This is a genomic window from Propylenella binzhouense, assembly GCF_009866965.1.
In the GTDB taxonomy this organism is placed as follows: Bacteria; Pseudomonadota; Alphaproteobacteria; order Rhizobiales; family Afifellaceae; genus Propylenella; species Propylenella binzhouense.
In genome coordinates this window covers 1-11,737 of record NZ_SPKJ01000111.1, presented here as the reverse complement: position 1 = coordinate 11,737, position 11,737 = coordinate 1, and the positions used below count along the sequence as shown (strand labels likewise).

The 11,737-nt window shown below is 70.5% G+C and carries 6 protein-coding genes and 1 pseudogene; 1 reads left to right on the top strand and 6 read right to left on the bottom strand.

Annotated features, from left to right (window positions below; genetic code table 11):
- Nucleotides 1–1,997, top strand: a 1,997-nt coding sequence (locus tag E4O86_RS20055; protein ID WP_205520995.1) for an outer membrane protein assembly factor BamB family protein, incomplete at its 5' end; no start/stop codon positions are given.
- A gap of 57 nt (nt 1,998–2,054) precedes the next feature.
- Here the strand turns inward: E4O86_RS20055 and E4O86_RS20050 are convergent.
- The 6 genes and pseudogenes from E4O86_RS20050 to E4O86_RS20025 form a co-directional block, all read right to left on the bottom strand.
- Entirely contained in the window at nt 2,055–3,080 is a 1,026-nt protein-coding gene (locus E4O86_RS20050) for a hypothetical protein (RefSeq protein WP_161142326.1), read from the bottom strand.
- A gap of 1,770 nt (nt 3,081–4,850) precedes the next feature.
- Complete coding sequence (locus E4O86_RS20045) at nt 4,851–7,316, bottom strand: arsenate reductase (azurin) large subunit (RefSeq protein WP_161142325.1); 2,466 nt, start codon at nt 7,314–7,316, stop codon at nt 4,851–4,853.
- Nucleotides 7,317–7,327: 11 nt separating this feature from the next.
- Complete coding sequence (locus E4O86_RS20040; RefSeq protein ID WP_161142324.1) at nt 7,328–7,849, bottom strand: arsenate reductase (azurin) small subunit; 522 nt, start codon at nt 7,847–7,849, stop codon at nt 7,328–7,330.
- Nucleotides 7,850–8,120: 271 nt separating this feature from the next.
- A complete protein-coding gene (locus E4O86_RS20035; protein WP_161142323.1) occupies nt 8,121–9,449 on the bottom strand; it encodes a sigma-54-dependent transcriptional regulator in 1,329 nt (442 codons plus the stop codon).
- The gene (locus E4O86_RS20030; protein ID WP_161142322.1) at nt 9,439–10,887 is read right to left on the bottom strand and encodes a sensor histidine kinase; all 1,449 of its coding nucleotides are present in this window, start codon (nt 10,885–10,887) and stop codon (nt 9,439–9,441) included. The genes E4O86_RS20035 and E4O86_RS20030 overlap by 11 nt, the downstream gene beginning before the upstream one ends.
- A 3-nt stretch (nt 10,888–10,890) precedes the next feature.
- Nucleotides 10,891–11,700, bottom strand: a pseudogene (locus E4O86_RS20025) (substrate-binding domain-containing protein).
- Nucleotides 11,701–11,737: the final 37 nt, after the last annotated feature.

Here is an 11,737-nt window from a genome sequence, read left to right as displayed (position 1 = left end):
CGGCCGTGGCGGCGGCGCAGGACACCAATGCCCCGAACGGGACCGGGGCCGGCGCAGCACCGGCGATTGCGGCGCCGGCCGGGCAGGGCAGCACGGTCGAACCCGGTCCGGCCGGCGAGGCGGCCGGCGGTGAGGCGGCGCAGCGCGGGCCGGATGCCTGGATGCAGTCGCCCGAGAGCTGGGCGACCTTCAACGGCGACCTGATGGCGCAGAAATACGCAGCCGCCGACGAGATCACGCCCCGGAACGTCGGGCAGCTGGAGAAGGTCTGGGAATACCATACCGGCGACGTCTCGGACGGCAGCGGCGACGTTCCGATGACGGTCTGGTCCGCGACGCCGCTCTTCGTGAACGACACGCTCTATCTCGGCACGCCGTTCTACCGGATCGTCGCGCTCGAGCCGGACACCGGAAGGGAGAAGTGGACGTTCGACCCGGAGGCGGAGCGCAAGGCGCTGACGCAGCCCGACCTGAAGAACCGCGGCGTCGCCTATTGGCAGGCGGCCAACCCGCAGCCGGGCGAGGCCTGCCAGAAGATGGTCTATATCGGCACGATGGACGCCAAGCTCTGGGGCGTCGACGCCGACACGGGCAAGCCCTGCGCCGGCTTCGGCGAGAACGGGATGCTCGACGTCAACCAGTGGAACACGGTCAACGAGAAGTGGCCGCTGTCGCTGCTGCAGCCGCCGACCGTCTACCACGACACGCTCTATCTCGGCTGGGCGGGCAAGGACTGGACCGACGCCGCGGCGCCGCCGGGAACGGTGTTCGCGCTCGACGCGCGGACGGGCCGGCTGAAATGGATGTTCCACGCGCTGCCGAAGGAAGCGGTCTCGCAGACCGGCACCGCGAATGTCTGGGCCTCGATGTCGATCGACCCCGAGCGCGGGCTCCTCTACATCCCGGTCTCCTCGCCGAGCCCGAACTATTACGGCGGCGCGCGCAAGGAGAAGCTGCCGCTCGCCACCTCGGTGACGGCGCTCGACGCGGATACCGGCAAGGTCGTGTGGAGCCGGCAGCTCGTCCATCACGACATCTGGGACCTCGACACCGACGCGCCGCCGACCCTCGTCGACATCCGCAAGGACGGGCGCACGATCCCGGCGCTGGTGCAGTCCTCGAAGCAGGGCTTCCTCTACGTGCTGAACCGCGAGACGGGGGAGCCGATCTACCCGATCGAGGAGCGGCCGGTGCCGGCCTCCGACGTGCCGGGCGAGGCGGCGGCGCCGACCCAGCCCTATGTCGCCACGCCCGCGCCGGTCATCCCGGACACCTGGCCGGGCGTCTCCTCGATCGCCAACATGGTGAGCCTCGGCGGCTGCGAGCGGCGCGCCGAGAGCTACCGCTATGACGGCCGCTTCACGCCGCCGAGCTTCCAGGGCACGATCGCCTATCCGCCGACGACGGGCGGCACGGAATGGGGCGGCGGCGCCGTCGACCCGACGCGCGGCATCTATGTCGTCAACTCCAACAGCGTGGTGCAGATCTACCAGCTCGTGCCGCGCGACGAATACGAGGAGAAGGAGCAGGAGGGCGAGACCGGCGGCTATTACGCGCAGGGCGACGCGCCCTACGCCTTCCACCTCGAGACCTTCCTCAACTGGGCCGGCATGCCCTGCTGGAAGCCGCCCTACGGCATGCTCGCCGCCTACGACCTCAACACCGGCAAGCGGCTCTGGAACGAGCCGTTCGGCCAGGTGCAGAAATACGGCTTCTACATGCCGGAATCCTGGGGCTCGGTGACGATCGGCGCCCCGGTCGTCACCAAGTCGGGGCTGATCTTCATCGGCGCCTCGATGGACAGCCGCGTCCGCGCCATCGACCTGCGGACCGGCGCGGTGCTGTGGAAGAGCCTGGTCGACGCGCCGGCGGTCTCGATGCCCGCGGTCTACACCTATAAGGGCCGGCAATACGTGACCTTCGCGGTCGGCGGCAATTCCATCCTGCTGCCGAAGGTCTCCGACCAGGTGGTGACCTACGCGCTGCCGGAGGACTGAGGCCGGCGGCGCCGGAGGGGATGCGGCGGCCGCCGCATCCCGGGTCGCGACGGCGGCTCAGGCGCCGAACATCGTGCGGGCGAAGATCGCGAGGATCTGGGCGAAGGAATAGGTGAGGTCCGGCGGCACGTTGGTGCCGGTGAGCGTTCCCTTCGCCGTCACGGAGACCGGCACCTCGTCGGTCTCCGTCTCGCTGATCCTGACCTCGACGAGGTCGGAGAGCTCCATCTTGATCGTGCCCGAGATGCCGTCGATCTGCGCGAACGGATCGGCCGCGGCGAAGGGGTCGCCGCCGGCCGCGCCGCCGCCCCCGCCCGTCATCAGGTTGAGGACATATTCCGCCTGGTGATCCTGGCCCTCGACGTCGAGCCAGGGCATGTTGCCCTCGAGCTTATAGGTCTGCTCGCCGCATTTGACGGTGAAGTCCATCTGCCACGCCTCGTTGGCGTAGGCGTAGAGCATGTCGCCGGTCCAGGCGCAGTCGACCGTGCCGCGGCCGCCGACATTCGGCACCATGAAGCGGTCGAAGCGGATGGTGTCCATCTCGGTGCTGATGGAGACGCCGCCCTGGGCGCCGCCCTGCTCCTGGAGATAGCCGATGAGGCGCTCCTGCAGCGCCTTGGCGGAGGCGGCCGGGTTTTCCGGCTTCATCATGACGCTGCCGCCGAAGCTCGCGTTCTCGGCCGCCGCCGTGCCGACCTTCTGGTAGTTGGCGAGGATGGTGCGCGCGTCGGTATAGCCGTCGGGCTTGGTGACGAAACCGCCGGAATAGTTGATCCTGAGGATCTGCTGGGCGTGGTTCGTGGGGTTGACCAGCATCGTCTTGCCCGTGACCTTGCAGGTCTCGTCGCGCCGGGTGAAGCCGATGCCCCAGAGGCCGGCCGTGCCGGCGGAACATTCGACGTCGAAGCGGGAATTCGCCCAGCCGGGCGCATCGACCGTCGAGGCGAAGGTGTCGTTGCGGGCCTTGTCGCGCAGCGATTGCTGCGAGGCCTGCATGGTGAACGAGACGGCGTGCGGCTCCGCCGCCAGAGCCGTGCCGAACAGGAGCGCCGACGAAAGCAAGCCGCAAATGATCCGCATGGATTCCTCCCCGAGAGCGGTCGAGGACGGATTTATGGCCGCGTTCTACTGGCGAGCGCAAGCAACCGCGCACCGAAGAATTATCGGCTTATTTGAGCGGATGGGGCGGCAAGAGCAAGAAGCGGGCCGCCACGACGGCTCGGGTCCGGCGACGACGGTGGGGAAGGAGACGCGGGGAACCCCTCCCCTGGCCCCTCCCCACGAGGGGGAGGGGGATGGATGCGGCCCCGGCGAGGGTGCATCGTGAAGGCCGTGCCGCCCGTTCCGATCCGGCGTTTGCCGCTCGTTCCGCTCCGGCGTTTTGCCGCTTGTTCCGTTTCGGGCCCCTGCCGCTTGTTCCGTCGTCCTGCCCGGGCCTGACCCGGGCATCCAGGCGGCGCCTGGGCCGCTGCTCCGCTTCTGGATCGCCGGGTCGAGCCCGGCGATGACGACAGAGGGGGAGGCACGACGGGGCCAAGGCCTGCGGAGCCCCGCAGCCGCGAGCGGCCGGCCCCGGGCAGCTTCGTCCCCGACCGCCGCTTGTTCTGTCGTCCTGCCCGGGCTTGACCCGGGCATCCAGACGGCTTCAGTCTCGTGCCGGCCGTCCTCTGGATTGCCGGATCAGGTCCGGCGACGACAGAGAGGGAGGCGAGGCGGCGTGGATCGCCGGGTCGAGCCCGGCGATGACGACGGAGAGGGAGGAGACGCGGGGAACCCCTCCCCTGGCCCCTCCCCACGAGGGGGAGGGGGATGGATGCGGCCCCGGCGAGGGTGCATCGTGAAGGCCGCGCCGCTCGTGCCGTTCCGGCGTTTTGCCGCTCGTTCCGCTCCGGCGTTTGCCGCTCGTTCCGTTTCGGACCCCTGCCGCTTGTTCCGTCGTCCTGCCCGGGCTTGACCCGGGCATCCAGGCGGCGCCTGGGCCGCTGCTCCGCTTCTGGATCGCCGGGTCGAGCCCGGCGATGACGACAGAGAGGGTGGCGAGGCGGCGTGGATCGCCGGTCGAGCCCGGCGACGACGACAGAGAGGAAGGAGACGCGGGGAACCCCTCCCCTGGCCCCTCCCCACGAGGGGGAGGGGGATGGATGCGGCCCCGGCGAGGGTGCATCGTGAAGGCCGCGCCGCTCGTGCCGCTCCAGCGTTTGCCGCTTAGTCCGTTTCTGGCCCCTGCCGCTTGTTCCGTTTCGGCGTTTTGCCGCCTGTTCTGTTCCAGGCCCTGCCGCTTGCTCTGTCGTCCTGCCCGGGCTTGACCCGGGCATCCAGCGGCGCCTGGGCCGCTGCTCCGCTTCTGGATCGCCGGGTCGAGCCCGGCGATGACGACAGAGAGGGAGGCGAGGCGGCGTGGATCGCCGGGTCGAGCCCGGCGATGACGACAGAGAGGAAGGAGACGCGGGGAACCCCTCCCCTGGCCCCTCCCCACGAGGGGGAGGGGGATGGATGCGGCCCCGGCGAGGGTGCATCGTGAAGGCCGCGCCGCTCGTGCCGCTCCGGCGTTTGCCGCTCGTTCCGCTCCGGCGTTTTGCCGCTTGTTCCGCTCCGGCGTTTTGCCGCTCGTTCCGTTTCGGGCCCCTGCCGCTTGTTCTGTCGTCCTGCCCGGGCTTGACCCGGGCATCCAGGCGGCGCCTGGGCCGCTGCTCCGCTTCTGGATCGCCGGTCGAGCCCGGCGATGACGACAGAGGGGGAGGCGGGGCGGCGTGGCTCGCCGGGTCGAGCCCGGCGACGACGAGAGGGGCGAGGGGAGGGGACGGACGCGGCGGGCGGGCCGGCGAAGGCGCGGCCCGTCCCGCTCAGCCCTCATCCGGCGACATATTCCTGCGACTTGAACGTCAGGTGCCGGACGCCTTCGGGCGCATCGGCGATCTTGCGGATGCTCCCCCAGGTCTGCTTGTAGTTCGGGATGACGAACTCGTTCACGCCGGCGGACACGACGTTCCCCTGCACGCCGGTCGGATAGCCGAACAGCATGAAGGCCTGCTTCGGCCTTGCCGTCGACGTGGGGTTCGCCATCGCCTGGGTCGATCCGTTGTCGTTGTAGACCTCGACCAGATCGCCGGGCTTGAGGCCGAGCTCGGCCATGTCGCCGGGGTTCATCTCGATGAACGGATAGGGCCAGCGGTCCATCACCAGCTCGTTCTCGACGTCGAGATAGGCGCTCTGCCAGACGATGTTCGCGCGGCCATTGTTGATGAGGTACGGGAACTTGGCCTTCTCCTCCTCCTTGCCCGGCGCCTGCAGGCCGCGCCACGCGGTCTCCATGAAGGCGGCCTTGCCGTCATCCGTCCCGAACTTGCCGTCGGCATAGAGACGCTTGGTGCCGACGATCCGGCCGTCCTCGAAGCCGGTCGCGGGCTCCTGGAAGCCGTTGGTGCCCATCGCGCGCAGGCGCTCATAGGTGACGAACTCGCCGCCCTTGGCGTTGGCGTGATAGCCGTCCATGAAAGCGTCTTCCTCGGTCTTCCAGTCGAAGCCTCCGAACTTGTCGGCCATGTCGGCCTTGCCCATGGCGCGGAAGACGCGCTCCATGTGGTTGGCGATGCGCGCGGCGATCAGGCAGTCCGGCATGGCCTGCCCCGGCGGATCCATGTAGCGCTCGGTGAGACGCATGCGCCGCTCGCCGTTCATCGAGGCAAGGTTCATCTCGCCGGAGGTCGCGGCCGGCAGCACCACGTGGCAGGCCTCGCCGATGCGCGTCGGCACGATGTCGACATCGACGGCGAAGAGGCCGCCTTGGCCGATGGCGCCGGCAATGGCCTCGACCATCGCCGCGCGGTCGCCATAGGGGACGCCGTTCATGGCGTCCTTCACGAGATCGGTGCGCTTCTTGTAGACGCGCTTGAACTCCATGGCGTTCAGCGTCGTCTTGTAGTGGTCGCAGCCCCAGATGTGGTGGACGCCGCCCTTGCCCTCGATCAGGAGCCTGTCGACATAGGCCGCGGGCCGCCCGACATGGGCGTCGGACGGACGCACATAGCCTTCCTGATGGCCGCCCATGCGCACGCAGCCGCCGCCCGGGCGACCGACATTGCCGGTCGCGAGCGCCAGGTTCACCAGCGCGCCGTTCGTCCGGTAATTGTCGTTGCCCCAGATCAGGCCCTTCTCATAGGCGAACATCGCGCGGCGGCGGGCGCCGCCCTCCTTGGGCGCGGCGATCCATTCGGCCGCCTTGACGATGTCGGCGGCCGGAAGCCCGGTGATCCGCGCCGCCTCCTCGATCGAGACCGCATTGGCGGCGAGCGCCTTGTCGAAGTTCCTGGTCGACGCCTCGACGAATGCCCGGTCCACCCATCCCTTGTCGGCGACGTAGCCGAGCCAGGCGTTGAAGAGGACGAGATCGGTGCCGGATTCGATCGGGAGGTGGAGGACGTTCTCCTTGCCGGCCTCCACCTCGCAGGCATTGACCGTCACGGTGCGGCGGGGATCGACGATGACGATGCGGCCGTTTGCGACCGGCTCGCCGGCGAACTCGGCCCGCTTCTTCTCCAGCGAGGTGCCGCGCAGGTTCGGGATCCAGTGATTGAGGAAATAGTTGGTCTGGGTCTCGAGCGCATTCGTGCCGACCGCCACGATGGTGTCGGCAAGCTCCGCGTCCTCGTAGCAATTGTTGAGCTCGCCGACGCCCATGTCGCGGCTCGCATGGACCTCCGAATTGTAGGCGGGCCGGTTGTGGATGCGGATGTTCCTGATCTTCATCGCGCCGAAATAGAGCTTGCCGGTGCCCCAGGTGTTCTCGTACCCGCCGCCGGCGCCGCCATGGTCGAAGGCGGAGACGAAGAGCCCGTCCTCGCCCTGCTCGGCGATCACGCGCGCGGTCACCTGCGCCACGAGATCGAGCGCATCGTCCCAGCTCGTCGGCTGCAGCTGGCCGTAGCGCCAGACGAGCGGATCGGTGAGCCGCTGGAGCTGCGTGTTGCGAGCGCGGCTGTAGCTCATCTCGGCGATGCGCGCGCCGCGGATGCTGCCCAGGCCGGAATTGACCACGCAGTCCTGGTCGGGCTTGATGACGATGTGGACGTCGCGGCCGTCCTGGCGGACGATATTGTACATGGACGGCGCGTACCAGGCGGGCGTCTCCGCGGGCTGCTGCTCCGCGAGATCGACGCCGAACCTGTTGTCCGCCGGGGCGGTGCCGCCCTCGTGGCTCGCATCCCAGCTATAGGCCTTGTAGCCGCAGCCGACGATGCAATAGTGGCAGACCACGTTGTGCTCGCGGGCATTGGCCGGAACGATGGGCAGCCGGCCGATCTGGCGCTTGTAGGTCATGATCCCCTCCCTCAGAGCACGTTGGACAGGCGGCCGTAGAGGAGCTCGTCCACGCCTTCGGCGTAGATGTCGCCCTTCTCGTCCACCCGCAGCGCGTATTGCGGCAGGTTCTGCGTCGCCTGGCCCCAGATCTGCTGGCCGCCGCGCTCGCAGTCGAAGCGCGAGTAGTGGCCGGGGCAGTTCAGCGACCGGTCGGCGGCGCTGTAGGCGAGCGGATAGCCCTTGTGCGGGCAGACGACCGAGAACCCGACGATGTCGCCGTCGGGCCCGACGCCGCCCGGAACCGGCTCGCCGAACTTCAGGAGCACGCCGGGCGCGCCGTCGTCGGGATAGGCGACGTCGAGAGGCTGGTCGACCTTAAGCTCGCTCACATTCGCCAGCCGGTTCGACGGATACCTGACCAGAGCCGCGGCGGGCGCCGCCCTTGCCCCGGCCGGATAGACCGTCGCCACCGCCGCCCCCGCGGTCGCGAGCCCGGCGCCCGCCAGGAAACGACGCCGCCCCACATCGACCAGCCGCTCACACCTCTTCATGGATCTACCCTCGGATCGCGCTGCAGATGCAGATCCCTGAGCAGGAAACGGGCCAGAGAGGCGCGGCGTGCATATTCAATGGGTTAGCGCATATTTCGCGCGCCGCCCCGGATCACGGCGTTCGGATTGGCGAACAGGGATCGGAGGGCCGGTCCGGTTATCCAAACGGTGCCGATCCGGCAGGTCCGGGCCTTGCCGGCCTCGGCGGTGCCGGCAGCGGAAACCACGATGCAGCGGAGGGCGGGGCCGCGCCGGCCGGCAGAGCCGGCGGCTATCCGTCGCCCCGCTTCAGCCCGAGCCGTCCCATCTTCTCCCACAGCGTCGTGCGGCCGATGCCGAGGATCCGGGCCGCCGCCGCCGTGCCGCCGCCGGTGGCGGCGAGGGCCCGCAGGATGTGGCGCCGCTCGGCCTCGTCGCGCGCCTCCTCCAGGGGCGGCAGCGCCGAGGCGAGGTTCGCGGCCGGGCCCTGCTCCGGGAACAGGTCGCCGGGACCGATCCAGGGGCCGGCCGAGAGCGCGACGGCGCGCTCGACCCGGTTGCGGAGCTCGCGGACGTTTCCCGGCCAGTCATGCGCGAGGGCCGCCTCCTCGGCGAGCGAGGAGATTCCCTTGACCGCGCTGTCGAAGGTCGCCGCGAAGCCGGAGAAGAAGCGCTCCATGAGCCACGGAATGTCGTCGCGGCGCTCCCGCAGCGGCGGCACCGGCACGGCCACCACGTTGATGCGGTAGTAGAGGTCCGCGCGGAAGCGGCCCGCCCGGACGAGGCCCTCCAGATCCGCATTGGTCGCGGCGATGACGCGGGCGCGGAACTCGACCGGGCGCTCGCCCCCGACCCGGGTGAAGCGCCGCTCCTCCAGGAGCCGCAGAAGCTTCGCCTGGAGATCCGGCCGCAATTCGCCGACCTCGTCGAGGAACAGGGTGCCCCCGGCCGCCCTTTCGGCGTAGCCCGCGTGGCGCTGGTGCGCACCCGTGAAGGCGCCCTTCTCGTGGCCGAAGAGCTCGCTCTCCATCAGGTCGGACGGGATCGCGGCGCAATTGACCGCCATGAACGGCTGGTCGGCGGCAGGCGAGAGGCCGTGGACGAGCCGCGCCACGACCTCCTTGCCGGTCCCCGTTTCCCCCGTGACGAGGAGGCTCGAGCCGATCCGCGCCGCCCGCCCGGCGAGCTGTTCGAGCCCGCGCATCGGCTTCGATACGCCGAGCACCGGCTCGCCTTCGCGGCGGCCTGCCTCCGGCCCGATGAGCGCCTGCACGCGGTCCAGGAAATCGTCGATGCCGAACGGCTTGGCGACATAGTCGCCCGCTCCGGCGCGCATCAGGCGTACCGCCTGGTCGATCTCCGCGAAGCCGGTGATGAACAGGAAGGGCGGCGCGCCGGCCGCGTTCGAGACCTTCCGGAACACCTCCTCGCCGTCGATCCCGGGCAGGCGCAGGTCGCAGATGACGATCTCCGGCGCCCGCTCGGCCACGCCCTCGAGCGCGTCCTCGCCGGTCTGCCACCAGTCGACGCTGGCGCCCTCCAGCGAGAGGCGCTGGACCAGGCTCCCGCCCATGACGGGGTCGTCCTCGACGAGGGCGATGCGGCGGGATTCAAGCGACATCGGAAAGCTCCCCGGAGGGTTTGAGGGGCAGGCGGAGGACGACCGAGCTTCCTCCCCCGTCGGGACGGCCGACCTCGATCCGGCCGCCAAGGTCGCGGACGAGCCGGTTCGTCGTCCACAGTCCGAGGCCGCCGCTTCCGAGCGGCACGTCGCCGCCGCGGACCAGGCGCCGCGCATGCTCGGCGGAGAGCCCGGGGCCCCGATCGCGGACCGCCACGCGCAGCTCGCCGCCGTCCCGCCGCACGTCGAGGACGACCCGGGCCTCCGGTGGCGAGACCGCGATGGCGTTGAGAAGGAGGTTGAGGATCGCCTGGCGGACGGGGGTGCCGGCGATCCCGACCACGGGCGGAATGTCGGTCACGCCGTCGATGAACACCCGCCGGCGCCGCGCCTCGGCCGCGGCGAGCAGGCGCAGGTCGTCGATATCGGCGGAACGCAGGTCCCGCGGCGCCGCATCGGCGCGGTAGAGCGCAAGCGTCGTCTGCACGACGTCGCGGATGCCGAGGAGACCGCGTTCCACGAGGCCGATCGAGGTCTTGCGCACCTGCGCGACATGGCCGTGGCGCCGCAGCGTGTCGAGCGCGTTGAGGATGCCGCCGAGCGGGTTGTTGATCTCGTGCGCCAGGGTGGAGGCGAGCCGCCCGAGGCTGCCGAGGCGCTCCTCCTCCGCAAGGCGCTTGGCGAGTTCCTCCCGATCCGCGATGGACTGGACAAGGTCGTTGTGGATCGCGAACAGGCGGCGGAAATCGCCGCGCTCGCGCTCGACCACCGCCGGGTCGATCGCGGTCGGCCGGCCGTCGCGCGCGGCGCCGAGATGCTCGGTGAGGACCGCCACCGGCCGCATCATCCTGCGCACGAGGAACCATCCGGCCGCGGCCAGCGCGAAGGTGAGCGCCACGTTGGTGGCGACGAGCGTCGCCAGCACGTCGCGGCGCTCGGCGGCGACATGGGAGGTGTCGAAGATTGCGTAGATGGTGCCGACGGTGCGGCCGGGATAAGCGAGCGGCCGGACGGCGCGCGCCGATTCGGCGTCGGCCTCCAGCGAGAAGTCGGCGGCCGCCCCGGTCGGGACGCTCGCCGGCGGCGCATAGAGCGCGCCGACGGCGTGCCGGCGCGGATCGGAGGCCGCCACGACACGGCCGCCGCCGTCCGTCACCACCGTCTCGATCGGCCGCAGCCCCTTGTTCAGCGCCTCCAGCCGCTCGATCGCGTCGAACGCCTCCCACGGATCGTCCCGGACGACGGCGGGCACGACGGCGGAGGAAAGGCCGTCGAGATAGCTGCGGGCGACCTCGCGGAGCTGCCCCTCCTGCAGGTCGGCAAGCCGCGCGAGCACCCGCTCCGACAGGACGATGCCGACCAGCACCATCAGGGCGGCGACCGCGAGCGGCACCCTCAGCGCGATCGGCCATGCGCGGGGATCGAAGGGCGTCGCCATCGCTCAGCTCATCCGCGCGACGAAGGCGACCTTGGCGGCAATCGCATCGAAGAGGGCGGGCGGCTCCGCGGCGAAGGCATCGAGCCGGAGCAGGCCGAGCACCTTCCGCCCCTCGCTGTCGCCGGCCATGCCGAGGAGCGCCATCCTCAGCGCTTCGAGCCGCGCCGGGTCCGGCGGCGTTTTCGGCGCGGCGATCGGCGGGAAGCCCAGCCATTCCGACCGGCGCAGCACGCGCGTGCGGGCGGTGAGCTCAGGCTCGAGCTCGTTGACGACCTCGTAGACATAGCCGTCGACGGAGCCGGAGGCGGCGAGCCCCGAGGAGACCGCCCGGATGACGTTGCGGTGGCCATAGGTGAAGAAGGTCCGCGAGAAGAACGCGTCGGGCGTCGCGCGGCGCTCGGCCAGCAGCGCGCGCGTGACGAGGAAGCCGGAATTCGAATCGGGATCGGAGAAGGCGTGAATGTCGCCCCGCAGGTCGTCGAAGGAGGCGGCCTAGCGGTCGCGGTCGACGATCACGTAGGATTGGTAGAGCGGCCTGCCGCGCCAGACGGGCACGGCGACGAGCTGCAGGGCGCGTTCGTGGGCCACGTAGGGATAGCCGCAGATCCAGGCGGCATCGAGCTCGCCGGAGGTGAGGAGAGCGGTGATCTCCTGGTAGGTCCGGCGCAGCACCAGCGACACCTGGAACCCGGTCGCCCGCTCCAGATAGGTCTGCAGGCGGTCGAGCAGCTCGAGGTCGGAGGTCAGGAACACCGGCGTCAGCCCGAACCGGATCTGCGCCGCCGCCGCGGCGGCGCGCGGCCGGGCCGCGATCGCGGCGAGGCCGGCGGCGAGGCCGAAGAGGACGGCG

Coding starts and splice junctions, on each gene's coding strand:
- E4O86_RS20045 (WP_161142325.1), bottom strand. CDS start 7,316: ATGACCTACAAGCGCCAGATCGGCCGGCTGCCCATCGTTCCGGCCAAT.
- E4O86_RS20035 (WP_161142323.1), bottom strand. CDS start 9,449: ATGTCGCTTGAATCCCGCCGCATCGCCCTCGTCGAGGACGACCCCGTC.
- E4O86_RS20030 (WP_161142322.1), bottom strand. CDS start 10,887: ATGGCGACGCCCTTCGATCCCCGCGCATGGCCGATCGCGCTGAGGGTG.
- E4O86_RS20040 (WP_161142324.1), bottom strand. CDS start 7,849: ATGAAGAGGTGTGAGCGGCTGGTCGATGTGGGGCGGCGTCGTTTCCTG.
- E4O86_RS20050 (WP_161142326.1), bottom strand. CDS start 3,080: ATGCGGATCATTTGCGGCTTGCTTTCGTCGGCGCTCCTGTTCGGCACG.